This is a genomic window from Blautia faecis, assembly GCF_027662325.1.
GTDB classification, from domain to species: Bacteria; Bacillota; Clostridia; order Lachnospirales; family Lachnospiraceae; genus Blautia_A; species Blautia_A faecis.
This window is the reverse complement of the sequence record NZ_JAQDKY010000008.1, coordinates 23,215-47,155: the sequence shown is the minus strand read 5'-3', so window position 1 is coordinate 47,155 and position 23,941 is coordinate 23,215. Positions and strand designations below refer to the sequence as shown.

Annotated in this window: 21 protein-coding genes and 1 tRNA gene; 21 read left to right on the top strand and 1 reads right to left on the bottom strand. The window is 41.3% G+C overall.

Features of this window, described 5'->3' with window-relative positions:
* Window positions 1-60: 60 nt before the first annotated feature.
* The 15 genes from PGQ38_RS05905 to PGQ38_RS05835 all read left to right on the top strand — a co-directional run bounded on the left by PGQ38_RS05905 (window position 61) and on the right by PGQ38_RS05835 (window position 15,759).
* Window positions 61-432, top strand: a complete 372-nt coding sequence (locus PGQ38_RS05905) for a RidA family protein (protein WP_148462763.1) — start codon at window positions 61-63, stop codon at window positions 430-432.
* 305 nt (window positions 433-737) lie between these two features.
* Window positions 738-1,211: a 2-C-methyl-D-erythritol 2,4-cyclodiphosphate synthase gene (ispF, locus tag PGQ38_RS05900; RefSeq protein ID WP_118579255.1), complete on the top strand. Its 474-nt coding sequence runs from the start codon at window positions 738-740 to the stop codon at window positions 1,209-1,211.
* A gap of 94 nt (window positions 1,212-1,305) precedes the next feature.
* A complete protein-coding gene (gene cysS, locus PGQ38_RS05895) occupies window positions 1,306-2,715 on the top strand; it encodes a cysteine--tRNA ligase (protein WP_173716451.1) in 1,410 nt (469 codons plus the stop codon).
* Window positions 2,700-3,125, top strand: a complete 426-nt coding sequence (locus PGQ38_RS05890; RefSeq protein WP_118579103.1) for a Mini-ribonuclease 3 — start codon at window positions 2,700-2,702, stop codon at window positions 3,123-3,125. The genes cysS and PGQ38_RS05890 overlap by 16 nt, the downstream gene beginning before the upstream one ends.
* A gap of 50 nt (window positions 3,126-3,175) precedes the next feature.
* Window positions 3,176-3,907 (top strand): 23S rRNA (guanosine(2251)-2'-O)-methyltransferase RlmB, encoded by a 732-nt coding sequence (rlmB, locus tag PGQ38_RS05885; protein ID WP_148462761.1) that lies wholly within the window; start codon window positions 3,176-3,178, stop codon window positions 3,905-3,907.
* Window positions 3,908-3,921: 14 nt separating this feature from the next.
* The gene (gene sigH / locus PGQ38_RS05880; protein WP_118579097.1) at window positions 3,922-4,503 is read left to right on the top strand and encodes an RNA polymerase sporulation sigma factor SigH; all 582 of its coding nucleotides are present in this window, start codon (window positions 3,922-3,924) and stop codon (window positions 4,501-4,503) included.
* Between the two features lie 480 nt (window positions 4,504-4,983).
* The gene (locus tag PGQ38_RS05875) at window positions 4,984-5,472 is read left to right on the top strand and encodes a hypothetical protein (protein WP_148462760.1); all 489 of its coding nucleotides are present in this window, start codon (window positions 4,984-4,986) and stop codon (window positions 5,470-5,472) included.
* A 10-nt stretch (window positions 5,473-5,482) separates the two neighbouring features.
* Complete coding sequence (locus tag PGQ38_RS05870) at window positions 5,483-6,169, top strand: hypothetical protein (RefSeq protein WP_173716453.1); 687 nt, start codon at window positions 5,483-5,485, stop codon at window positions 6,167-6,169.
* Between the two features lie 21 nt (window positions 6,170-6,190).
* Window positions 6,191-6,967 (top strand): TasA family protein, encoded by a 777-nt coding sequence (locus PGQ38_RS05865; RefSeq protein ID WP_204454690.1) that lies wholly within the window; start codon window positions 6,191-6,193, stop codon window positions 6,965-6,967.
* Between the two features lie 19 nt (window positions 6,968-6,986).
* Window positions 6,987-8,375: a hypothetical protein gene (locus PGQ38_RS05860; RefSeq protein ID WP_204454692.1), complete on the top strand. Its 1,389-nt coding sequence runs from the start codon at window positions 6,987-6,989 to the stop codon at window positions 8,373-8,375.
* Window positions 8,372-8,866 (top strand): signal peptidase I, encoded by a 495-nt coding sequence (locus tag PGQ38_RS05855; protein WP_204454693.1) that lies wholly within the window; start codon window positions 8,372-8,374, stop codon window positions 8,864-8,866. Before PGQ38_RS05860 ends, PGQ38_RS05855 begins: the two co-directional genes overlap by 4 nt.
* A gap of 1 nt (window position 8,867) precedes the next feature.
* The gene (locus PGQ38_RS05850) at window positions 8,868-9,503 is read left to right on the top strand and encodes a hypothetical protein (RefSeq protein ID WP_148462756.1); all 636 of its coding nucleotides are present in this window, start codon (window positions 8,868-8,870) and stop codon (window positions 9,501-9,503) included.
* Window positions 9,500-13,597 carry a SpaA isopeptide-forming pilin-related protein gene (locus PGQ38_RS05845; protein ID WP_270431024.1) on the top strand — a complete coding sequence of 1,366 codons (4,098 nt, stop codon included), beginning with the start codon at window positions 9,500-9,502 and terminating at the stop codon, window positions 13,595-13,597. Before PGQ38_RS05850 ends, PGQ38_RS05845 begins: the two co-directional genes overlap by 4 nt.
* Before the next feature lie 166 nt (window positions 13,598-13,763).
* Window positions 13,764-13,836 (top strand) — tRNA-Thr (locus tag PGQ38_RS05840).
* 255 nt (window positions 13,837-14,091) lie between these two features.
* The gene (locus PGQ38_RS05835) at window positions 14,092-15,759 is read left to right on the top strand and encodes a glutamine--tRNA ligase/YqeY domain fusion protein (RefSeq protein ID WP_118579073.1); all 1,668 of its coding nucleotides are present in this window, start codon (window positions 14,092-14,094) and stop codon (window positions 15,757-15,759) included.
* A 168-nt stretch (window positions 15,760-15,927) separates the two neighbouring features.
* Here PGQ38_RS05835 and PGQ38_RS05830 read toward each other — a convergent pair whose 3' ends face one another.
* Entirely contained in the window at window positions 15,928-16,356 is a 429-nt protein-coding gene (locus PGQ38_RS05830; RefSeq protein ID WP_204454697.1) for a hypothetical protein, read from the bottom strand.
* Window positions 16,357-16,508: 152 nt separating this feature from the next.
* Between PGQ38_RS05830 and PGQ38_RS05825 the strand changes: the two genes are divergently transcribed.
* From PGQ38_RS05825 to PGQ38_RS05800, 6 genes are all read left to right on the top strand, one after another.
* Complete coding sequence (locus PGQ38_RS05825) at window positions 16,509-17,111, top strand: Maf family protein (RefSeq protein ID WP_204454699.1); 603 nt, start codon at window positions 16,509-16,511, stop codon at window positions 17,109-17,111.
* The gene (locus PGQ38_RS05820; RefSeq protein WP_118579064.1) at window positions 17,108-17,776 is read left to right on the top strand and encodes an HAD family hydrolase; all 669 of its coding nucleotides are present in this window, start codon (window positions 17,108-17,110) and stop codon (window positions 17,774-17,776) included. The genes PGQ38_RS05825 and PGQ38_RS05820 overlap by 4 nt, the downstream gene beginning before the upstream one ends.
* Before the next feature lie 68 nt (window positions 17,777-17,844).
* The gene (locus PGQ38_RS05815; protein WP_118579061.1) at window positions 17,845-18,102 is read left to right on the top strand and encodes a glyoxalase; all 258 of its coding nucleotides are present in this window, start codon (window positions 17,845-17,847) and stop codon (window positions 18,100-18,102) included.
* Window positions 18,103-18,606: 504 nt separating this feature from the next.
* A complete protein-coding gene (locus tag PGQ38_RS05810) occupies window positions 18,607-21,024 on the top strand; it encodes a hypothetical protein (protein ID WP_270431022.1) in 2,418 nt (805 codons plus the stop codon).
* Between the two features lie 191 nt (window positions 21,025-21,215).
* The gene (gene htpG, locus PGQ38_RS05805; RefSeq protein WP_204454701.1) at window positions 21,216-23,282 is read left to right on the top strand and encodes a molecular chaperone HtpG; all 2,067 of its coding nucleotides are present in this window, start codon (window positions 21,216-21,218) and stop codon (window positions 23,280-23,282) included.
* A gap of 267 nt (window positions 23,283-23,549) precedes the next feature.
* Window positions 23,550-23,939, top strand: coding sequence for a sporulation initiation factor Spo0A C-terminal domain-containing protein (locus tag PGQ38_RS05800; RefSeq protein ID WP_204454703.1), 390 nt, complete (start codon window positions 23,550-23,552; stop codon window positions 23,937-23,939).
* The last annotated feature ends 2 nt before the right edge of the window (window positions 23,940-23,941 follow it).

The following is a 23,941-nucleotide window of genomic DNA, read 5'->3' as shown; positions in this document are numbered from 1 at the left end:
TAATAAAATTTTGCGATAGCATGAAGACAATAAAAGAAAAATTGAAAGGAGATTTACACCATGAAAGTAGTTTATACAGAGAAGGCACCAGCAGCAATCGGACCATACTCCCAGGCAATGATCTTAAATGGAGTATTATTCACATCTGGACAGATTCCGGTAAATCCTGCAACAGGCGAGATCAACGGAAATACCATTGAGACTCAGGCAGAGCAGGTTATGAAGAATCTTGGCGAAGTACTGAAAGAAGCAGGAAGTAGCTTTGAGAAGGCAGTTAAGACAACATGCTTCCTTGCTGATATGGGAGATTTTGCCAAGTTTAATGAAGTGTATGCGAAATACTTTGTAAACAAACCAGCACGTTCCTGTGTCGCTGTGAAAACTCTTCCGAAGAATGTTCTTTGCGAAGTTGAGGTAATCGCAGAAGTTTAATAGTACTGTCCACAGGAAAATGTGTCAAATGTTTTTGTATTTAAAGATATGCAAATATTTAGAATATATATTGTCAGGCCTTCTGGGGTTCACCCGGGAGGCCTTTGTCATAAATAAAAATTGTGCAGAATTCTGTTGCAACGCAGTCTGGAATGTCAGACAGAAATCCCTGGCATATTAAACTGTTGACGGATTGCTTTTTAGTTGGAAATCATGTATAATAGCGAACGATAGCATGGGGATTTTTTGCTATGCAGGAAAATCCCTTTCAAGAAGAAAGGCAGGGACGAAATGTGGATAATCTTATGAAAGTGGGAATGGGATATGATGTACACAGACTGACAGAGAACCGGAATCTGATCCTTGGCGGTGTGAAGATACCGTGGGAGAAAGGCCTGCTGGGACATTCAGATGCAGATGTACTGATTCATGCGATTATGGATGCTCTTTTGGGAGCTGCAGCTCTTGGAGATATTGGACAGCATTTTCCAGATACAGATCCGGCATACGAGGGGATTTCCAGCGTAAAGCTGTTGGAACATGTAGCCTCTCTTCTGGAAAAAAAAGGATATGGTGTAGGAAATATTGACGCTGTGATCATTGCCCAGAAGCCGAAGATGGCACCTCATATTCCACAGATGAAGGAAAACATTGCGAAAGCGCTGCATATGGAGCCTGACTGTCTGAATATCAAGGCTACCACAGAGGAGAAGCTGGGTTTTACCGGAAGAGAAGAGGGAATTGCTTCCCAGGCAGTCTGCCTTTTATACAAGAAATAATGTTGTTGTGCGCACAAGTACAAAATGCTGCAGAAGTCTGGAATTGGTAGCTGCGAAATAACATTTAGAGAAATTGACCGGAGGGAGAAATAAAATGAAGATTTTTAATACGCTGACCCGTCAGAAAGAGGAATTTGTACCCCTTGAAGAGGGAAAGGTAAAAATGTATGTCTGCGGACCTACTGTATACAACCTGATCCATATTGGTAATGCACGTCCAATGATCATTTTTGATACAGTCCGCCGTTATCTGGAATATAAAGGATACGAAGTAAACTATGTATCCAACTTTACAGATGTAGATGACAAAATTATCAAGAAAGCAATCGAAGAGGGAGTTTCCGCAGAAGAAATTTCCCAGAGATATATTGAAGAGTGCAAAAAGGATATGGCAGGAATGAACGTGAAGCCTGCTACTACACATCCTCAGGCAACTCAGGAAATTGACGGCATGATCAGCATGATCCAGACTCTTATGGATAAAGGATATGCTTATGCAGTGGCAGACGGAACTGTATATTTCCGTGTAAAGAAATTTAAAGAATATGGAAAGCTTTCCCACAAAAACCTGGATGACCTGCAGTCTGGATTCCGTGCACTTCAGGTATCAGGAGAGGACCAGAAAGAAGATCCGCTGGATTTCGTACTCTGGAAACCGAAGAAAGAAGGGGAACCATACTGGACTTCTCCGTGGTGCGATGGCCGTCCGGGCTGGCACATTGAGTGCTCTGTTATGTCTAAGAAATATCTTGGAGACGAGATTGATATCCATGCCGGTGGTGAGGATCTTATTTTCCCGCATCACGAGAATGAAATCGCACAGAGCGAATGCTGCAATGACAAAATTTTTGCAAGATACTGGATGCACAATGCATTCTTGAATATTGATAACCGTAAAATGTCCAAGTCCCTTGGAAACTTCCGTACTGTGCGTGAGATCAGCGAGCAGTATGACCTGCAGGTGCTTCGTTTCTTCATGCTGAATGCACACTACAGAAGTCCGCTGAACTTTAGTGCTGATCTTATGGAGTCTTCCAAGAATGCCCTTGAGAGAATTACAGAGGCAGCAGGACGCCTGAAAGACCGTAAGGAGAAGGCATCTGCTGTTGAACTTACTGAGGCTGAGAAGAAACTTCTTGCAGAGGCAGAAGGATATGTAAAGAAATTTGAAGAAGCAATGGAAGACGATTTCAACACAGCTGATGCGCTTGCAGCTGTATTTGAACTGGTCAAATTTGCCAATACAAATGTAACAGAAGAAAGCAGCGCCGCTTTTGCAGAAGGAATTCTTGAAATTCTTGTGAAGCTTTGTGATGTGCTTGGACTTGCTGCTGTGAAGAAAGAAGAAATTCTGGATAAAGAAATCGAAGATCTGATTGCAGAGCGCCAGGAGGCAAGAAAGGCAAAGAATTTTGCAAGAGCAGATGAGATTCGTGATGAACTCCTTGCAAAGGGAATCATTCTTAAAGATACACGTGAAGGAGTAAAATGGAAACGGGCTTAAGTGAATTAAAAGAACTGTTTGAACTGAAAGACAGGGATCTGCGAACCTATTCCCCGCTGACACTGGCTTATATTGGAGATGGTGTTTATGAACTGGTGATCCGGACAATCCTTGTTAAAAAAGGCAACTGTCCGGTGAATCAGCTTCATAAAAAGGCCAGCAGCCTGGTAAAGGCAGGAGCGCAGTCAAAGATGATGGAGCTTCTGGAACCTGATCTTACAGAAGAAGAACTGGCTGTCTATAAAAGAGGCAGAAATGCACATTCCCCTACAATGGCCAAGCATGCTACAATGGCAGATTACCGCAGGGCTACAGGCTTTGAGGCACTGATGGGATATTTGTACCTGAAAGAAGATTATTCCAGAATTGTGGAACTGGTGAGAAAAGGAATTCCGGAAGAGAATTTATAAAGAACAACAGCAATGATTTTACAAAGGCAATAAGAGACAGGAGGCTGCAAATGAGCGAGCAGATTGAAGGAAGAAATGCGGTATTAGAGGCATTTCGCTCAGGAAAATGCGTGGACAAGCTTTTTGTTCTGGACAGATGCCAGGATGGACCAGTACGCACCATTATCCGTGAGGCAAGAAAAAAAGATACGATCATTAATTTTGTACAGAAAGAGCGTCTGGATCAGTTAAGCGAGACAGGCGCCCATCAGGGCGTGATCGCGCAGGTGGCTGCATATGAATATTCCACAGTTGAGGATATTTTAAATAAAGCAAAGGAAAAAGGAGAAGCACCTTTCATTTTTCTTCTTGATGATATCGAAGATCCCCATAATCTGGGAGCTATTATCCGTACTGCCAACCTTGCAGGCGCACATGGTGTTATCATTCCGAAAAGACATGCGGCAGGGCTTACATCAACAGTTGCAAAAACTTCTGCAGGGGCTTTGAACTACACACCAGTTGCCAAGGTATCTAATCTTGGACAGACCATCGAAGAGCTGAAAAAAGAGGGTATGTGGTTCGTATGCGCAGATATGGGCGGAGATCTGATGTACAATCTGAATCTTACCGGTCCTATGGGTGTGGTGATCGGAAATGAGGGAGAGGGCGTGAGCCGTCTTGTAAAGGAAAAATGTGACTTTGTGGCAGCTATTCCTATGAAGGGAGATATTGATTCTCTGAATGCGTCTGTTGCAGCAGGAATCCTTGCCTATGAGGTGGTTCGCCAGAGAATGAAATAAAATCCGGAGGAAATATGGGAAAGTTCGATGGTGTAAGTGATGAAGAACTGATTGCCCGTCTGCGGGCTGGAGAGACAGCCATAGAGGATTATCTGATGGAGAAATATAAGGGGCTGGTGCGTCAGAAAGCCCGGGCCATGTTCCTCATCGGAGGAGATACAGATGACCTGATTCAGGAAGGAATGATCGGTTTGTTTAAAGCAGTCCGAGATTTTCAGACAGATAAGGAGGCATCTTTTGCAACTTTTGCCAGAGTGTGTATTGACAGGCAGATATACAGTGCCATTCAGAATTCTAACCGCCAGAAGCACCAGCCTCTGAATTCCTATGTATCGTTGAATCAGGAGGATGAAAGCAGTCCAATCTGGGAACTGAGCGTGGAGAATCCGGAATCTATCATTATTGATCAGGAGACTACAGAGGATCTTCGGAAAAGAATTTCAGATTATTTAAGTCCTATGGAAAATAAAGTGCTGGATTTGTATCTGAAGGGAAAAGGATATGTGGAAATTGGAGGAATCCTGAATAAATCTCCAAAATCTGTTGATAATGCTCTGCAGAGAATCCGCTCCAAAATCCGCGAGGTAATAAGCTAGAGCCTTTTCTAGTCCAGGAGCTGGTACAGGAAATAGAAAAATTCTATTTCCTGTATTGACTTTTTCAAAAAACATGTTATCATATCAATTAATCAATGCGTCACAGAAGACGCGTCAATTTAATCTTTAATTCAAATTTGTTAATTCAGTTATTAAAATCCATTTAATTAATTATTGTATCTTAGAAATTGTTAAAATATTAATAATTATAGTTTCTATTTATTTCACTGATCTCAGATGTATTTATAAATCAAATCTTTTATTCTTTTTACTATTTAATTTTCGAAAAAATCCATAATGACAGATATGACCGTTCTGGTTCTTTGTAAAGGAGGTGGTACCCATGTGCTGATTTTATGGTTACTGGTCTTTTTGAGCAGTAGCTGTTTTGCAGCAGGTCTGCAAAATAACAGAAATTCCAGGAGGAAAGGAGTAAGCAGGAACGGTTCCTGCCGTGATTGATCCATGAGAAAGAAATGGATGCTGTTTGTACTAGCGTTCTGCCTTTTGGCGGGAGCAGCAGGTTCTATGGTGTATGCCTATTTAATTGACCGCCAGGAAACTGTTAACAGGATAAAGATAGTGGAGAATAAGACACACATTGAAGAAGAGTTTGATCCTCCGGCCGATCCTGGACCAGGATCGGTCATAAAGAAAAAGCCATGTATTGTAAATGATTCTGTGATTCCGGTATATGTCCGGGTCAGGGTAGTATTCAGCAATCTGGATGCGCAGGCGCAGTGTGAGCCTCTTAAGATAAAAGACAGTTGGAAAACAGGAGAAGACGGATACTATTATTATCAGAAACAGCTTCAGCCAGGACAGCGAACAGATACGGTTTTTGATAATATTGTTATAAAAAACACAGTAAAAAAAGAAGATTTAGTTCCATTTGATATTCTTGTGTATGAAGAGTCGGTTCAGAGCGAAGGATTTTCTTCTCCGGAAGAAGCCTTTGCAAGACTGTAAGGAGGTGCACATGAAAAAAATGAAAAAGGCAGCACTGATCTTTGGAACCGGGTTATGTCTGGCTGTGGGAACTGGCGGCACACTTGCTTATCTTGGTGACACAGGACAAGTTGCAAACAGGCTGACATTTGCCGGGGAAAAAGGCCTGGATGCAGTTCTTACAGAGCCGTCCTGGAATCCACAGAAAGGATTACTTACTGTTCCAGGTTCTTCTGTTGCAAAAGATCCTCAGATAACCAATACATCAGAACTGAATATGAATGAGCTTGCAGCATTGAAATGTGAGTTCGTTTACAGTCAGAATTGCCCGGATAAGAGCAAAAGAGGAAAAGTCTTAAGCGCTCAGGATATGGAAAAAGTAGTCCAGGTTTATACCATTGATTATAACAGTGATGATGCCGCTAAAGGAGAATGGGTGCGATTTGCTGAGCAGAAAAAGACAGACCCTGTACAGTATTTTTACTACTCGAAAGTTTTGAAAAGGAACCTGAATGGTACAGGAGAAACAACTGTTCCTCTATTTACAAAGGTCTGGGTGGATAAAAAGGTAAATAACCGCAGGCAGACCTGGATTCAGGAAATGGGCGGGGTGGAAATTAAGATTTCCGGACAGATTCTTCAGCAGATGACAGGAGAAGAATATTTTGGTCTTAACAATCCAAAAAGTGCGTATGAAGCAGGATTGTTTCATTTTTAATGAGAGAAAGGAAGAGAAAATATGAAAATGAGCAGAGGAAAAAGAAATGTATTATTTGCGGGAGTACTTTCATGTGCCATGTTATTTGGAATTGGAAACACAATGGCTTATTTCACGGAAAATTCTGTGCAGACCAATGTTTTTACCACAGGGGACCTTGATATTGGTCTGAAAGAACCGGACTGGAATCCAAATGAAAACGATGGAAAGAATATGTATCCAGGATACACGGTATACAAAAATCCAACTGTAAAGAACATCACCTCCGACAAAAACGGGGACGAGCCCTGTTATGTGAGAATGAGTGTGGACATTCTGAATAGTCAGGGGACACCGATCACAGACGATCAGGCGTTGAATCTGATTTATAAAACCATTTATTTTGATAAGACTTTTACCGGTGGATATGACAAAAAAGAAGGTAAGGCTACCGGACTGATTCAGGATAGGATTCCTGGCTACAACCTTGCACAGCTGGCAGCCTATCCAATGGTAAATCCATTGTGGACAAAGGACACGGCACGCTCCACTGCTTCAAAACTTGTTTTCAATTATATGGGAGCAAAAGGGGATGGAATTTTAAATATTGGAGAGGAGTCTACCCTGTTTACCAATATTGCGATTCCTACAGACTGGAACCAGACACAGATGCAGAAAGTTGGAAATTATCAGCTGAAAGTAACAGCACAGGCAATTCAGAGCAAAGGATTTGCTACCCAGTCAGAAGCTTACCGCATGTTGGATGAAGAAATTAAAGGAGGAACCTTGCAGGAAATAAACCGCGGCAGTGAGAACTGATCAGAAAGGAAGAGATACCATGAAGAAGCATAAGTGCACAAGTATCTGCATAACTGTGGTGGCAGTACTGCTGCTTGCATGCGGTACTGCGCTGGCTGCCTGGAATGTATCTGAATATGCAGTAAATCTGCTGTCCATGTCCTTTTACAAAAATTCCATACAGGAAAATTATGTAAGGCCAGATCATGTAGATCCGGGACAGAAAGTGGTGAAAGAGGTAAATATAAAAAATGAAGGAACTGTGGATTCCTTTGTCCGGATAAAAATTGGAAGAGTGTTTGGGAGTATCAGTGAAACCGGTCAGTTTCTGGAAAATCGGGAACTGGATCCTGAGATGATCGAAATTCATTACAACACCGATCTCTGGAAGCTGTGTGAGGACGGCTACTGGTACTATAAGGATGTATTGCCGGCAGGAAAAACCACGAAAAAGCCTCTGATGGACAGCTACTATCTCTCTGAAAAAGCAGACAACCGTTATAAGAACAAAGAGGCAAGAATTATTGTAAATCTGGAGAGTATACAGGCAGAGAGCGGCGAAATGAAAGCAATATGGGGAAAAAATGAGAAGGATCTTGGAATTACCTATCAGCCATGTACTTGCGAAGTTGTTACCAGTGTGATTTTTGACAAAAATCATAAGCTGATCATTGGCGGCGAGAAAACAGATCTGTTTGCAAATTTTAAGAACCTGCAGCCTGGATGTACAAGAAGCCAGACAATAAGGCTTGCTAATAACTCGGATTTAAACATTAAGATGAGCCTTCGGGCGGAAGCTGCCAAACAGAACAAGTACAGCAAAAAGAATCTGGAGCTGATACGGAAGCTTCTTACCAGTTATGCAAAGATTGAAATTCTGGAGAACAATAAAGTTCTTTATCATGGAACTGTAGATGGAAATCTGACGAAAAAAGGCTGGAGCATGAAAAAAGACATTTCCCTTGGTGAGTTTAAACCAGGAGCAGGAAAAAATCTGATTGTAAAATTGTCTTTAAGTGAAGAGATGGATAATGAATATCAGGAACTGTTGGGAAAAGTGAAATGGGTATTTTCTGCGAGTCAGGCCTCTTCGGATTCATCTTCCGGTCAAAATGGAAATGGTGACCGGGGGCACAATGACGATGAGAACAATGGAGATGACGGAAATAACGGAAATAACGGCGGAAGTGGAAATAAAAGCGGAAATGGAAAGTATGGCGAAAACGGAAACAGTGGTGGAAGTGGATACAACGGTGGAGGGGAAAGCTTAAATGGAGCAGCAGGAGAAAAAGTGTATGCAACTGCGTCTGCAAGCCCTAAAACCGGAGATAACACAAATCTGCTGGCAAGATGGTTTGCGCTATTTGCAGCTGCGGTGGTTCTTGCAGTAACTGCAAGAAAACTGTACAGAAAGGAAAAAGACAGATGAGATTAAAAATCTGGGGAAAAGGTCTGTTGAAAATCATATGGGTGATTTTTGTCATTTTGTTAGTCGGACTTTCGTTTCCCCAGATATATGGCATGAAATGTTACAGCGTAATGTCTGGAAGCATGAGCCCTGATTTGCCAGTTGGAAGTGCCATATATGTGAAGGAAAAGGAGCCGGAAAAAGTAGAAAAAGGGGAGATCATTACATTTACCACAGAACAAGGGAGAACAATGATTACACACCGGGTAGCTGAAAACAATAAGGAAAAGCATTTTTTTGTAACAAAAGGGGATTCCAATCAATATCAGGATACAAAACCGGTAAAGTGGGAAAATCTGCAGGGCACGGTTGTATTTTGCATCCCTTTTGCCGGATATGTGCTGAACTTTACAGGAAGCAGAACGGGTAAAATTGCGGCAGTCTTTTTCCTGTTTGTAATTTATCTGGCAACAGAAATTTTTGAAGGGCAGACAAAAAGGAGAGTGAGATAAGTTGAGGAAAAAAAGAAGCTTTTTGGCAGTTATGGGGCTGCTTGTCGGAACTATGTCTTTTGCCGGGGGAACAGCTGCGTATTTAAGCAAATCCGCCGGCGAAGTAAAGAATGTTTTTACGGCAGGATCTGTAAAGGCGCAGCTTACAGAAGCCCACTGGGATACGCAAAAAGCGTCAAAGGTTTATCCCGGTCAGATCCTGGAAAAAGATCCGGTTGTAAAAAATATAGGGGAAAACAGTGCAAATGTTTTTCTGGAGGTAAATGTTCCTATGAGAAGTATAGCTGTTCTGGATGGCAGTACAGGCAGAAAAACAATAAGAGAAAACAGAGAATTGTTTACATTTCAGGCAGACGAGACGAAGTGGACTCTTCTTTATCAGGAGAAAACCTCAGGAAACAAAAAATATATTTACGGCTATAAAAGTGTTTTGAACCCAGGAGAATCCACTACACCGCTATTTCGAAAACTTGCTGCTGTTTCCTATTTAGAGGGGGAATTGGATGCAAGTGTAAGCTATGATGTACCTGTGATTGCCAGCGTTATTCAGGAACAGGATGGAAGCAAAACCATGAAAGAAATCTATCAGGAATATTTGAAACAGGCTGATATTGACCAGAAGGAGGCGAGGGGATGAGAAAAAGAAATCTGAAAAAAACTATATTGGCCGCGGCTCTGGCTGTGCCTGTAGCGTTCTCCTATCCTGGCTGGGCAGTAAGGGCACAGGAAGATGAGAAGGTGTCAACTGAAACGGAAGCGCAGGAAGTAATGCAAGACAATACAGCGCCTGAAGAAGCTGAATGTGAAGAAAATCCTGCTCATGATGAAATGGATGGGGCAGAAACAGATAGTACAGAAACAGACAGTATAGAAGCCGACAGGAATGTTTCAGAAGAGGAGAAATTTTTTCAGAGTGGACTGATTGCAAATGAGGATGGAGAATTTTTGTCTTCTTTGGAGGAAATGGAAACTTCAGGAGAGGATTCCATGTTTTTTCAAGATGGTCTGGAAGTGCTTGAAGATGGCAGTACAGATGACTTGATTGATGCATATGTTGCTCCGGAAAATTATGCACAGGAAGGAACTCCTGTAAGAGAAGGAAAGGGCGGTTTTACCGCTGTTGCAAATGGAAGTACGCTTTTCAGCAGCAAATATACAAGACTTGGCTGGAATGCGGATACCCAGGTTTATTCATGGAACAATGCAGGAAATGACGTTATTTCAGGAATGAAGCAGGGAGCAATGGTAGAGGGACCGTATTTTGTTCCACTTAATAACAATGCAAAAGGAAAATTTGGTTTTCGTGTTACACATGTAGGATACAATAAAGAAGCAAATACGAAGGTAGACCTTCTTCTTACCTGTAATAATTATCAGGATTATACCTACGATTACAAGGGAAATAAAATAACGGGAATTTATCCTATGTTTGGTGTCAGCAATTCAAATGAATTGTGGATCAGCTTTAAGGATGAGCTCTCTGCACAGGAAATCAAAATTGATATTGTAAAAAGCGGTACAGATATTCCGGTTGCAGGCAACTATCGTTTTCGATGGCTGGATATTGATTTGTACCAGAGATTTGGAATCAATCTTCAGAATGGTTCTATAGGACACCGGTATGCGACAACTGATTCTGTAGTAAATGTAGTGAAGAAAACTTTATTTTCCAAAAACTTTGAAGTTCTTACCGCACCGGCACCTGCCGTTGACGGAGAGATTCCGCAAAATACAGTTGTCTATGAGCTGGACAATTCATCCGGCTTCTATCTGGCAATTCTGCGGCCTGGTTGCGGAGCTTATTCTATTGAAACAGCAAGCAGGATCAAAAGTGTATTTGCTGATGTACAGACTGGAACCTGTAAAACGTCTGCCGGACTTAACTGGGATGCGAAAGGCTATGGTCCGGTAGAGTATCCTGGCCTTGTAAAAAAGACTGGAAATACACTGGCTTCCCAGGGAACGTCAAACACCTTGTCTGACAGTACCTCGGAATTTTATTATACCTTGCAGACAGATATCCCGGAAGAGCATTCAGCGTATTATTACAGCTCTTGCGAAGTCAGTGATACCCTGCCGGCAGGAGTCGATTTCGCTGGTTACGCAGCTGTAAAGATGCTGCCTTCAGAGAATGATGTAACCTCATGGTTTAGTATTTCTACAGATGGGGATGTGATAAATTTTCAGGCTACACAGGCAGCATTGTCACAGGCGGACTTTTATGGAAAAACATATGAGTTTCAGATAAAAGTGAGAATGGATCCTACTGAAATAACACCGGTTTACAGTGGTGACAGTTACCGTTATGAGGTAAAAAATAAGGCTTCGATTACCTGTCAGCATATAAATGGGCTCGCAGGAACTTCCTGGTCAGATGAAGTGACTACAGATTGTACAAGATATAAAAACAAAGTAGTGAATGCCTCTGTAAAGAAGTATACTGCCAATTTGCAGGATGGGGTATGGAGAGAAGACCTTCTTCTTCCAGGTCCGGACAGTGAGTATAAATATAAACTGAATATAAATGTGCCGGATAATGAATTTGGCGGGTATATGACCAGAATGGAAATTGCAGATACATTGCCGGCGGGAGCAGAATTGACAGCTGCAACAGCGGAGGTTTATGAAAACGGGCAGAACAGAGTGGATGGACGGTTCCAGATATCTGTAAATGGAAAGAACATTACCTTAAAGGCAACAGAAGCTGCTCTTGGTGACAGAGGATTTTATGGGAAATCCTATGATGTGATTTTTAACGCCAGAATGGTACCAGGAGAGATTTCCTGTACTTATAACGGAACTGTAGCTTCTTATGTGACCAGCAATCATTTTACTGTTACGACACAGCATAAAGGAGACTCGCAGGCTGTAACAATTACCTCGAACAATGTTGCAGATAGGGCAAGCGTAAACAGAACCGAACCAAAGAATCCTCAAAAATGGATTCTAAGGGAAAATCAGAGAATAGTTACTGCAGAGTATAATGGCAGAGATTTTGAAAGTGTGTTTGAAATTGTTCAGGAAATTCCTTCCAATAAAAGAGAATGGAAAATTTCCAAATTTAAAATCCAGGATACTTTGGCAGACTGTTTTGAACTGAAAGGGGTTCAGATATATCTTGATCAGACAGTAGAAGCTTCATTTGGCGCTTCTGACAGTGTACGCGGAGATTGGAGTCTGAATGTTGCTGGAAATTCGATTACCTTGTCTTCTGTGGCAGAATTGCCAGAGCGCTGTTATGGAAAATCCGTGCGTCTTTTACTTACTGTTGGATTGAAGAGTAACAGTAACTTACAGCAGTACTATGTAGCAAATCAAAATCCGGATGTACTGGAAGCCCATATATACAATATTGCTACAAGTACTTTTAACTGGATCGGAGGAGAACCTTCTTCCACATCAAAAAATACAGAAAAGACCAGGGTGATTGTAAAGGAAAAAGTTCCAAAAGGTCATATTACTATAAGAAAAGTGGATGAGACAGGAAAGGCACTGCAGAATGGAAAATTTCAGATCACAGCTTTGGAGGACATCCGTTCTGCTTCTGGAAATATTTTGCTGAGAGCTGGGACTGTAGCAGATACTATAGTAACGGATAGAAATGGAACAGCCATTTCAAAAGATATTTATCTTGGAAAATATAAGGTAAGTGAGGTAAGACCACCGGAGGGATATGCAATCAGCCGGCAGGTATTTGAGGCGAATTTAAGCAAAACAGAGCCTGAAAAAGCGATCCTTGTCAGAAATCGGAAAATGCATCTGTACATCAAAAAAGTAACAGAAACGGAAGAAGCAGGAGGAAATCGTCCTCCTATTGAAGGCGTAAAATTCCGTTTATGGGAAAGCAGTGCAAATGCAGATTCGGCGGGAACAACATACACAACAAACAAAAACGGATTAATAAAATTGGAAGGGCTGTCACCTGCAACATATTGTATACAGGAGACAGCAGTACCTGCCGGATATGTTTTAGATAACACAGTTTATAAATTTACTGTGGATGCAAATGGATTGGTAAAGAATGAGCAAGGTTATACAATGGTAATTGAAAATCGTTATATAAAAGCGGAATTTTTAAAGACGGATAAGGTGACAGGTGAAGCTGTTGCAGGAGCTGTTATGCAGTTGACGGATAAAAGCGGAAAAGTGATCGACACCTGGACGTCCGGGAAAACTGCTCATAGGATTAATAAACTGCCAGCCGGAGAATATGTACTTACAGAAATAACAGCTCCTTCCGGTTACAAAAAAGGAAAACCGGTGATTTGTACGGTAAAAAGTACATCTGGAGTTCAGAAGTTCCAGATGACAGATGTGAAGATGGTGACTCTTACAATAAACAAAATTCTTCATGGAGATGAAATTGTCTGGGGACAGGGAAATCCGGCCTTTACATTCACGGTGAAAGGAACAGATCTGGATGGCGAAGAACGTATTTACTCTAAAACTGTGGAATTTACAAAAGAAAACACAGACACCCGGGCAGATGTAAGCAAAAGGGCTGTATTCGCACTTCCGGCAGGGAAATACCAGGTTCAAGAGAGTAAAGTTATGCGGTATAAACTGGAGAAAATTGACCAGGTAGTAAATGGAACTGTACAGGGAAATACTGTTCAGTTTGATCTGTCCGGAAATCAGAATGGGACCGCTTCCTTTACAAACAAGAAAAGCGGAGATGGCTTACTGACAGATACAGATTATGTGCGGAATATTGTTATTCCTGAAAAATGAAAAATGCAGTATAGCAGTACCTGCCAGGTTGCAGCGGCAGGTGCTGCAGCAAAGAATTTTAATTATTTTATATTTTTTGAAAAAATTTGAAAATAGGTGTTGACAATAAGATAACCTTCTGGTAATATAATCAACTGTGAGCGGCAGAAATGCCGGACATGAGAGTGCTGATGTGGCTCAGTCGGTAGAGCGTCGCCTTGGTAAGGCGGAGGTCACGGGTTCGATTCCCGTCATCAGCTCTTTTTAATCCCTGATTATATATCAGGGATTTTTTTGTAGCATAAATTAATATACTCTCATAGATAGGGATAAAAATCAACAATTTTTTAAGAAAAACTTTTAAAATGCACCTATTTATGATAAGATAAATCATCAAAGAACAGAATATGTTTGAGAAATTATTCCCGATACACATATTGAAGAAAATTTTTTAACATGCTCTGACAGATATTGGAATTTATGCTATAAAAGAGTTGATATCAGGAGGGAGAACCATGGAGAACGAAAAGGTTTCCAAAAATTTTATTGAGAATATCATTGATAAAGACCTGGCAGAAGGAGTTTATGACACCGTTCATACACGTTTTCCGCCAGAGCCAAACGGTTATCTTCATATAGGACATGCCAAATCCATTCTTTTAAATGCCGGACTGGCGAAAGAGTACAATGGTAAATTCAACATGCGTTTTGATGATACCAATCCGACTAAGGAGAAATCTGAGTTTGTTGAGTCCATTAAAGCCGATATAAAATGGCTGGGAGCTGACTGGGAGGACAGACTGTTCTTCGCTTCCGATTATTTCGGACAGATGTATGAAGCTGCAGTAAAATTGATTAAAAAGGGTAAGGCATATGTCTGCGATTTAACTGCGGACCAGATCAGAGAATATCGTGGAACTTTAAAGGAGCCTGGCAAAGAGAGTCCGTATCGCAACAGAACTGTAGAAGAGAATCTTCAGCTTTTTGAAGAGATGAAAGAAGGCAAATATGCTGATGGTGAGAAAGTTCTGAGAGCAAAGATTGACATGGCTTCTCCAAACATGAACATGCGAGATCCGGTTATCTATCGTGTAGCTCATGTAAGCCATCACAGAACAGGAGATACCTGGTGTATTTACCCGATGTATGATTTTGCTCATCCTATTGAGGATGCAATTGAGGGAATTACACATTCCATTTGTACTCTGGAATTTGAAGATCACAGACCATTATATGACTGGGTTGTAAGAGAACTGGAATATCCACATCCTCCGAAGCAGATTGAGTTTGCAAAGCTGTATCTGACGAATGTAGTAACAGGTAAGCGTTATATTAAGAAGCTGGTAGAGAATGGAATTGTTGACGGATGGGATGATCCAAGACTGGTATCTATTTCCGGTTTACGTCGCCGTGGTTACACACCTGAATCTATTCAGAAGTTTGTGGAACTTTGTGGTGTATCCAAAGCTGACAGTTCAGTAGACTATGCAATGCTCGAGTACTGTATCCGTGAGGATCTGAAATTAAAGGCTCCTCGCTATATGGCAGTCCTTGATCCGATCAAACTGATCATTGACAATTATCCGGAAGGACAGGTGGAATATCTGGATGCTCCGAACAATATGGAAAATGAAGCCCTTGGTAGCAGAAAGGTTCCATTTGGAAAGGAACTTTATATTGAAAGAGAAGACTTTATGATCGATCCTCCAAAGAAATACAAACGACTTTTCCTTGGTACGGAAGTTCGTCTTATGAATGCATATTTTGTTACATGCACAGGTTTCGAGGCATTGGATGATGGAACAGTTACTGCTGTACATTGTACTTATGATCCGGAAACAAAGGGCGGAAATGCACCTGACGGACGTAAAGTAAAAGGAACCATTCACTGGGTTGAAGCGTCAAATGCAGGTAAGGTTCCGGTACGTCTTTATGAGAATATCGTAGATGAGGAAAAGGGTGTTTATGATAAAGAGACAGGAGAACTGAATCTGAACCCGAATTCTCTTATAGAGATGTCTGCTTATGTTGAACCAGAGCTTCTGAAAGCCAAAGGACTGGATAGTTACCAGTTTGTAAGAAATGGCTTTTATTGTGCAGACATTCATGATTCCAAAGAAGGGGCACCGGTATTTAACCGTATTGTTTCTCTTAAGAGTTCATTTAAACTTCCAAAAGCGTAAAAGAAACCCCCACGGAAAATTATATTCAAATTGCCGTGGGGGTTTTTGCAATAGAAAATTCTGTTGGAACTTCTTCTTGCAAAGTGAAATCTAAATACTGTCAACGAAAGTGACAAGCCTGATTGTCACTATTTGTGAAATACGGGATAATTATGAATTTACCTGCAATTAATCAATGTGGATAGAAGCTTCTTCTTCGTCCTGCTCTTTCTCAGCTTCAGCCAGTTCTTCCTCGAATTTATCTTCATCTTTCGCTGCTTTTTCAAGAGCATCGGCTATAGCATTATTCTGATCTTCCGCATTTTCAACAGAATCCTCTTCTGTATCCTCTGAACTTTCTTGTGAATCAGGCTCCTCAGAGCCTTCGGTTTCATCATCTTTTTCATCTTCGGAAGTTGCTTCCCAGGTTACGAAATCTTCGTGGACATCCTTTGCTTCAGGCTGCTCGTCAGCTTCCTGCTCATCTTCAAAATCATCTTCAAGGTCAGCTGCCTCTTCCAAAGCACGTCTTTTTGCAAAAGCTGCTGCTACGGCACCGGCTACTGCTGTTGCTGCTCCGAGTGCAACCATTCCCCAATATTTGTTAATCTTAGCCATATTGTCTGCTCCTTTCGGTATTTTCCATCTGTCTAAACAAAGCTTAATGGAGTTGTTTATATTGTAATACTTTTTACGCAAAAAGAAAAGAAAAAAATCGTTGCACCCATATAAATGGAGGGTTATACTGTTAAGACAGAAAAGGAGAGATTATGGAGAAAATTGTTTTGGCTTCGGGGTCCCCACGAAGAAAGGAACTGCTTGCAAGAACCGGTGTGGATTTTTCTGTGGTTGTAAGCAATGGGGAAGAGAAAACCAACCTGACAGATCCAGCGGAAACGGTGGAAAAGCTTTCGCAGGATAAAGCAATATCGGTTGCAGACAGACTTGAAAATGAAAGTGAACCTTGTCTGATCATTGGTGCGGATACCGTAGTTGCATTTGAAGGAAAGATTCTTGGAAAGCCGTCAGATGAAGAAGATGCATTAGATACATTGTTAAAACTTCAGGGGAAATCCCATCAGGTCTATACCGGTGTAACCCTTCTTGTAAAAGAACAGGGTATCTGGAAGCCTTATACTTTCAGTGAAAGGACCGATGTTGAATTTTATCCTGTTTCCAGGGAAGAGCTTCTGGAATATATAAAAACAGGGGAGCCTATGGATAAAGCAGGAAGCTATGGAATCCAGGGGAAATTTGGAATTTACGTAAAAGGAATCTGCGGAGACTACAATAATGTGGTTGGGCTTCCTGTAGGAAGACTGGTTTATGAACTTAAGAAAATGAAAATCAATATAAGGGGAATGAGAAAATGATAAAAGCATGTATTTTTGATCTGGACGGAACTTTAGCCTACACATTGGATTCCATGGCTGTTGTAGGAAATGAAGTTGTAAGAAAATACGGTTTGAAACCAATGCCTATAGAAAATTACAGATATTATTGCGGAAACGGTGCTGACATGCTGGTAAAAAGACTTCTGGTCGATGCAGGAGATCCGGAATTGCTGCACTATGAGGAAGCAAGAGCGTTATATAGAAAAGAATTTGATAAAGACCCATTTTACAAAATACAGCATTATCCGGGAATGCCGGAAACCTTAAAAGAGTTGAAAAAAAGAGGCGTGAAGCTGGGGGTGTGCTCAAATAAACCACATGAAGCAGCCGTGAAAGTGGTAGAAAGAATGTTTGGGTCTCAGATTTTTGATGCAGTTATGGGACAGAGTGATTCTGTAAGAAAGAAACCAGCACCGGATGGTCCGCTTAAAATCGCGGAGCAGTTTGGAATTAAGCCAGAAGAGTGTATGTATCTGGGAGACTCCGGAACAGACATGCAAACTGGAAAAGCAGCCGGGATGTACACGGTAGGTGTTCTGTGGGGATACAGGGAAAAAGAAGAACTGCTGAAAAATGGAGCGGACTATCTTGTGGATTCTCCAGAGGATATTCTTGATTTATATGAGGAAAAATGCGAAGAGTAAAATTTTGATAATTATTTAGCATGCTCTAAACAGTTATAACTTTTATTATAAAACAGGAGGTCGGAAAAATGTATACAGAGGAGTGTATTCAGACATTTTTGGAAAAACAGGAGCAGCTTTTTGATGAACCGGTTGCAGAAACTTACGAAGAAGCAGAGGAATTCCTGGAGGATTGCATGGCTGTAGTTGCAGATTCTATTGACGAAGTGCGAAAATATCTGTCTGGAATGGGTGCAGATGTGGATGGCATGAGTAATGAAGAATTAGAAGAAGCAAGTGAAGTATTTGCCCTTCCAGATGGAAAATATCTGATTGTGGAGGGATGATCTTTTGAAGCAGAGGTTTGCAGCTGCAGAGTAACTGACTTTCACATAAGGTGATGAAACTGGCGAAAAGGCAGTATGTCCGGTTGGAATTCCGAACAGTTATCGGATAAATTCATATTACATAAGTATAAAATCAGGTTGCTATAATGACACTAAACAAGAGAACATAATGTGTTACTGTTCAGAAGAGAAGATACATCCCATAAGATGTTTTCCGGAGAAAGAAGTGACCAGCAACTATCGCGTTATGGTTCACTGGCAATGTTCCGCGAGGTGTTTTTTGTAAACAAATTTCACAGAAAACCCGAGAATCTGGGCGCGGAATCATGCGGATGCATGATTCCTGTGCAGCGCGAAGTGGTTGCGGTGCGCGGAGCGAACAGTAGCACTGTCACATGCACTGTAAGAATTACAATAAAATAAAAGTGCTTGTGAAAATGTTTAAAATATGTTACAATAATGTTACAGGTCAGCCTAAAAGGGGAATGTAAAGGAGGATGGCATATGAGACCTAGGAAAATTATAGCAATGGTCATGACTTTTCTTATGATGCTTTCATTGCTTCCGTCTCTGGTATTTGCGGCAGCAGCACCAGAGGGAGAACTTGGAGGTCAGCTTAAGATTAAGGGAACTGCAGCTGTAGGCTCTGAGCTTAGCGCCGATTATGAAAAGGTTACACCGGAAGGACTTACAGACGATTATGTAACGTTCAGCTGGTCAAGAAAAGTTGGAGATCAGCTCACTGAAGTAGGCACTGAGAAGACCTATAAGCTTGTTGATGAAGATCTTGGAAATAAGATCGAGCTGAAAATTACCGGAAAGACCGAAATGGGCATAACCGGAGAACTGAAAGTAAATACAGTTGAAATCGTGGCTACACCGGAAGAAGCTCCGGAAGAGACAACCGAGCTTCCAGAGGAAGAGCAGGAGGCTGTACCGGCAGAGGAAGCCCCTGTTCAGGAAATTGCAGCAGAGGATACACCTGCGGAAGGTTCTCAGACAGATGAGAACACACAGCCGGCTCAGGATGTAGCAGAAGATACACAAACCGAGGAAGTAATTGACATTGGTGCTGATGAACCAACTGATTCTTCCGCTGATGTTATGCAGCCGGCAGATGGACAGGACACAGAGAATTCTGCTGACAATTCCCAGTCTGAGATCACTACAGATGACAGTGTGATTAACATTGGAACAGAAGGCTATCTGGAAGTTCCTGAGAATGGACAGACTGAGGATGCAAATCAGGGAACTTCAGCTGAATCCCCTGCCCAGCAGGAACCTGCGTATACAGCAGAAATTGTTGCAGAAAATACTGCAGAAGATGGTACTGCAGTACTTGATTTTGGAACCGTAAATGCAGGCTTCACACAGGAAAATGCAAACTCTTCCATGACTAAGAATGTAACTGTTAAGAATACTGGCAACAGCACTCTTAATTTCAAAGAAATCAGTCCGGAACATTTTATGGTAAAGGATCTGGGTTCTCTTGCGGCTGGAGAATCAGTTGATGCATGGGTTATGCCAAGAGAAGGTACAGCTGTTGGAGAATACAGTGATACGATCACTTATGAAACAGAGGAAGGTGTAACGGTTTCCTTTATTGCAAAGCTTACAGTAGCTGAGCAGAAGCAGGATGATACGAATACAGATCAGCAGCCAGCAGAGAAACCAGCTACACCGGAAACCACCCCGGAAGTGACACCAGAGGTAACTCCAGAAGTCACCCCAGAAGTGACACCAGAAGTCACCCCAGAGGTAACTCCGGAAGTAACACCAGAAGTCACCCCGGAAGTGACTCCGGAGATTACTCCAGCTCCTTCATTTACTACCGACATTTCCGAAGTGAAATTCGACAGTAAAGAAGCTGGTTACAAAGAAGCACCAGCTGCAGTTACAATCAATGTATCCAATACTGGAAATGTGAAATTAACCGGTATTGCTGTAAGTGTAAGCGGAAACGAATTTACAGTAAGTGCTCCGTCTGCTTCAGAATTAGAGGCAAATGCAAACCAGTCTGTATCCTTTACTGTTGCACCGGCAGTTGGATTGGCAGCAGGAACCTATACACAGACTGTTTCCATTAAGACAGATCAGACAGATTACCTGAATATTCCAGTAAGCTTTACAGTAACAGAAGCTGCTGCCAAGCTTACAGCTGTAGGCAAAGTATCTGATATCAGTCTGGCAAACGGGGTTGAGAAGTCAGCAGCTGGACTGCAGCTTCCATCTACTGTTAAGATTACTACAAACAAGGGCGATATGAATGCCTCTGTAAAATGGGATGTAAAGGGCAGTGCATATAATCAGAACAGTACAGAAGCACAGAAGTTCTCTGTGAAAGGTACTGCTGCTCTTCCAGACGGTGTTACCAATCCGGATAACCTGAGCCTTGTAGTATCTGTTAATGTCACTGTAAGCCGTGGACCGATTGTATCTGATGCAGGGAATAACAGTATCACAGGAATCAGCTCCGATGGAAACTATACTACAGAGACCAAGATTACTTTCACTGCAGTTGGCGCAGGTATGGATATTGAAAATCCGATTAAGGGAGATGTAAGATATCAGCCGCTGAACTGGGAGGTTCTTGAGGCAAGAAGCTGGGACGGCGCACCATATTCTGCAACTTTCCGCATGGGCAAGAATGGAAATTATACTTTGACTGTCACATATAATCAGCAGCAGTTTGATGGAAGCAACTGGGTAAACACTGGAACACAGGATACCAAGCAGGTTAATTTCACTGTAAATGCTGCACCGAATCAGACTCTGACACCGGCTGCAGACAAAACAGATGCAAATCAGAAGAATGCAGTAAAGACCGGGGATAATACTCCAATCCTCCCATTTGTAATTATTCTGATTGTTGCGATTGTATTAATTGCAGGAATACTTGTTTACCGCAATAAGAAAAAATAATAGTGGATTCTCAGATAAACAGTAATTGTGAATGAGAGCAGAACGAATGAGGGAGACCAGAAATGGTCTCCCTTCTTTTAATAAAAACTACTAGCACTCAATTAAAACGAGTGCTAAATTTTCCTTGACTTTTAGTCAGTTTGGTATTACTATAGTTTGTATAATTAAGAAGACAAAGGAGAGTGAGCTGCATGGCTGAGAAGCATGGTAGTTTATCAATTAACAGTGAAAATATTTTTCCAATTATAAAGAAATGGTTATATTCTGATCACGACATTTTTGCAAGAGAGTTAATCTCCAATGGTTGTGATGCAATTACGAAGCTTAAGAAACTTGATGTTATGGGTGAATACACACTTCCGGATGATTACAAAGCTGAAGTACAAGTTATTGTGAATCCGGAAGAGAAGACTTTGAAGTTTATTGATACAGGTCTTGGTATGACGGCCGATGAAGTGGAAGAGTATATTACACAGATTGCTTTTTCAGGAGCTACTGAGTTTCTTTCCAAATATAAAGATAAGACCACGGATGATCAGATCATCGGTCATTTTGGACTTGGCTTTTATTCAGCATTTATGGTAGCAGATGAAGTTCATATTGATACTCTTTCTTATAAAGAGGGCGCTGCTCCAGTACATTGGACCTGTGATGGTGGTACAGAGTATGATATGCAGGAAGGCAATAAGACTACAGTTGGTACTGAAATTACTCTGTTTTTAAATGATGAGAGTACAGAGTTTTCCAACGAATATCGTATGAGAGAGATTATTGAGAAATATTGTTCTTTCATGCCGGTAAATATCTATCTGTCTAAGGAAAATGCACCGCAGGAGTATGAGACCATTGATGAGGCTGAGCTTCGTGATGATGATGTAATTGTAGAGCGTATCCACGAGGATGCTAAGACTGAGGAGAAAGAGAATGACAAAGGTGAGAAAGAAGTCGTAGAAGTATCTCCTGCAAAAGATAAAGTAAAAATCAATAAACGTCCGGTATCTTTAAGTGATCCGGAGCCATTGTGGATGAAACATCCAAACAGTTGTACAGATGAGGAATATAAAGAGTTTTACCGTAAAGTCTTTATGGATTATAAGGAGCCTTTGTTCTGGATTCATTTGAACATGGACTATCCGTTTAACCTGAAAGGTATTCTGTACTTCCCGAAAATCAATACAGAATATGATTCCATCGAAGGTACGATCAAACTGTACAATAACCAGGTATTTATCGCAGATAACATCAAGGAAGTAATTCCAGAATTTCTGCTTCTTCTGAAAGGTGTAATTGATTGTCCGGATCTTCCACTGAATGTATCCAGATCCGCACTGCAGAACGATGGCTTCGTGAAGAAGATTTCCGAGTATATTACAAAGAAAGTAGCGGACAAGCTTACCGGAATGTGTAAAACAGACCGTGAGTCCTACGAGAAATACTGGGATGATATCAGTCCATTTATCAAATATGGCTGCATTAAGGACAGCAAGTTCTCAGATAAGATGAATGATTATATCCTCTTCAAGAACATTGATGGCAAATATCTGACTCTGAAAGATTGCATCGAAGAGAACAAGAAACCAGAAGATGAGACTAAGACAGAAGAGACTGTTGAATCCACAGAAGAGAAGAAAGAGGACGGCGCGAAAGACGAGAAAGAGCCTGAGAAGACTACTATCTTCTATGTAACAGATGAGGTTCAGCAGAGTCAGTATATTAACATGTTCCGTGAGGCAAAGAAGGATGCTGTTATTCTGAAACACAATATTGACAGCGCTTTTATTTCCCATCTGGAGCAGAAGGATCAGACTATCCAGTTTAAGAGAATTGATGCAGATCTTACAGAAGAACTGCGTGGAGAGGAAGCTGCTGACGAGGAGACTTCCAAGACTCTTACAGAAGTATTCAGAGGAGCATTGAAGAATGACAAACTGGAAGTGAAGGTTGAGAATCTGAAAAATGAAAAAGTTGCTGCTATGATGACTCTTTCTGAAGAGAGCCGCCGTATGCAGGATATGATGAAGATGTACAATATGTACGGCATGGATCCATCTATGTTTGGCGGTCAGGAAACTCTGGTTCTGAATGCGAAACATCCATTGGTTCAGTTTGTAGCAGATAACAAGGATTCTGAGAAGACCCCGGTTATTTGCGAGGAACTGTATGATCTTGCTATGCTGAGTCATAAACAGCTTTCACCGGAAGAGATGACCAGATTTGTTCAGAGAAGTAATGAAATTCTGCTTATGCTGACAAAATAAGTTATGACAAAAAGGGACAGACGTTTAAATGAGTATTGCATTTAGGACGCCTGTCCTTTTTATATGAAAAATTGGAAAAGTTTATCCTGTTATTCTGCTTTTCTATAGAATTTTATCTCGAAATCCCTAAAAAATATTACAATTTTCTTAATTTTCGTCTCTAAATGCTAAAAAAGGCAAATTTAACTCGTATTATATGTAGAGGCAAATCAAGGGCTGACTGCAGATGCAGAATCAGAAGTATAACTTATTGTGGGAGGGACAAAAATGAGAGAGGTATACGGCACGATACGCAAACTTGGTGCGACATCGAAATATAAAGGATATTATTTTGTAGCAGAAGCCATACGCATGACAATGGAATTTCAGGAAAGACCAATGAAGATCACGAAAGATATTTATCCAAGGCTTGCAAAGAAATTTAAATCCAAGCCATCTAATATTGAGCATGATATTCGTACAATTGTAAATGTATGTTGGGAAAATCATCGGGAAAGATTGGAAGAGATTGCCGGATATCCTCTGGAATACAGACCTACCAACAGTGAATTTGTAGATATGATCGCCTTTTATCTGGGAGATGAAAAAGAAAGCAAGGTTCCAGACGTGGAATGCCAGAATAGCTCTAGTGGAAAAATAATGGAGAACCTATTCTGACA

Excerpts from the sequence above, each read along its gene's own strand:
- PGQ38_RS05870 (WP_173716453.1), top strand. The coding sequence starts at position 5,483 with ATGAAAAAAATGAAAAAGGCAGCACTGATCTTTGGAACCGGGTTATGT.
- PGQ38_RS05825 (WP_204454699.1), top strand. The coding sequence starts at position 16,509 with ATGGAGAAAATTGTTTTGGCTTCGGGGTCCCCACGAAGAAAGGAACTG.
- PGQ38_RS05800 (WP_204454703.1), top strand. The coding sequence starts at position 23,550 with ATGAGAGAGGTATACGGCACGATACGCAAACTTGGTGCGACATCGAAA.
- PGQ38_RS05810 (WP_270431022.1), top strand. The coding sequence starts at position 18,607 with ATGAGACCTAGGAAAATTATAGCAATGGTCATGACTTTTCTTATGATG.
- PGQ38_RS05815 (WP_118579061.1), top strand. The coding sequence starts at position 17,845 with ATGTATACAGAGGAGTGTATTCAGACATTTTTGGAAAAACAGGAGCAG.
- ispF (WP_118579255.1), top strand. The coding sequence starts at position 738 with ATGAAAGTGGGAATGGGATATGATGTACACAGACTGACAGAGAACCGG.
- PGQ38_RS05865 (WP_204454690.1), top strand. The coding sequence starts at position 6,191 with ATGAAAATGAGCAGAGGAAAAAGAAATGTATTATTTGCGGGAGTACTT.
- sigH (WP_118579097.1), top strand. The coding sequence starts at position 3,922 with ATGGGAAAGTTCGATGGTGTAAGTGATGAAGAACTGATTGCCCGTCTG.
- rlmB (WP_148462761.1), top strand. The coding sequence starts at position 3,176 with ATGAGCGAGCAGATTGAAGGAAGAAATGCGGTATTAGAGGCATTTCGC.
- htpG (WP_204454701.1), top strand. The coding sequence starts at position 21,216 with ATGGCTGAGAAGCATGGTAGTTTATCAATTAACAGTGAAAATATTTTT.
- PGQ38_RS05845 (WP_270431024.1), top strand. The coding sequence starts at position 9,500 with ATGAGAAAAAGAAATCTGAAAAAAACTATATTGGCCGCGGCTCTGGCT.
- PGQ38_RS05855 (WP_204454693.1), top strand. The coding sequence starts at position 8,372 with ATGAGATTAAAAATCTGGGGAAAAGGTCTGTTGAAAATCATATGGGTG.
- PGQ38_RS05820 (WP_118579064.1), top strand. The coding sequence starts at position 17,108 with ATGATAAAAGCATGTATTTTTGATCTGGACGGAACTTTAGCCTACACA.
- PGQ38_RS05830 (WP_204454697.1), bottom strand. The coding sequence starts at position 16,356 with ATGGCTAAGATTAACAAATATTGGGGAATGGTTGCACTCGGAGCAGCA.
- PGQ38_RS05875 (WP_148462760.1), top strand. The coding sequence starts at position 4,984 with ATGCTGTTTGTACTAGCGTTCTGCCTTTTGGCGGGAGCAGCAGGTTCT.
- PGQ38_RS05835 (WP_118579073.1), top strand. The coding sequence starts at position 14,092 with ATGGAGAACGAAAAGGTTTCCAAAAATTTTATTGAGAATATCATTGAT.
- PGQ38_RS05860 (WP_204454692.1), top strand. The coding sequence starts at position 6,987 with ATGAAGAAGCATAAGTGCACAAGTATCTGCATAACTGTGGTGGCAGTA.
- PGQ38_RS05890 (WP_118579103.1), top strand. The coding sequence starts at position 2,700 with ATGGAAACGGGCTTAAGTGAATTAAAAGAACTGTTTGAACTGAAAGAC.
- PGQ38_RS05905 (WP_148462763.1), top strand. The coding sequence starts at position 61 with ATGAAAGTAGTTTATACAGAGAAGGCACCAGCAGCAATCGGACCATAC.
- cysS (WP_173716451.1), top strand. The coding sequence starts at position 1,306 with ATGAAGATTTTTAATACGCTGACCCGTCAGAAAGAGGAATTTGTACCC.